Below are 228 nucleotides of genomic sequence, written 5' to 3' on the forward strand. Positions count from 1 at the left end.
GATGCGTTTGGCGCTGAGTGTCGAGGGCATGAAAATCTTTTCCTGTTTGGTTTTGCGTGCATCACCCAAGGCGCAGCCACGCGTGGCGCAACACGAACGGCCCCACCAACAATCAGCAGCAGGCCAGGTGTACCAAACCCATCTTTCGCCTGGGCGACCTTGGATCTTCACGCGGATCATGAGGCACAAGCCTATAACCGCGAGAGCGATTGCTGATAACGACGTGAT

At 56.1% G+C, this 228-nt stretch carries 1 protein-coding gene; it reads left to right on the forward strand.

Annotated features, from left to right (window positions below; all coding sequences use genetic code 11):
• A partial coding sequence (locus tag SB752_RS33440) for a hypothetical protein (protein WP_410719666.1) occupies positions 1 to 216 on the forward strand: 216 nt, incomplete at its 5' end.
• Positions 217 to 228: the final 12 nt, after the last annotated feature.

The organism is Brevibacillus sp. SIMBA_040, from assembly GCF_046535075.1.
In the GTDB taxonomy this organism is placed as follows: domain Bacteria; phylum Bacillota; class Bacilli; order Brevibacillales; family Brevibacillaceae; genus Brevibacillus.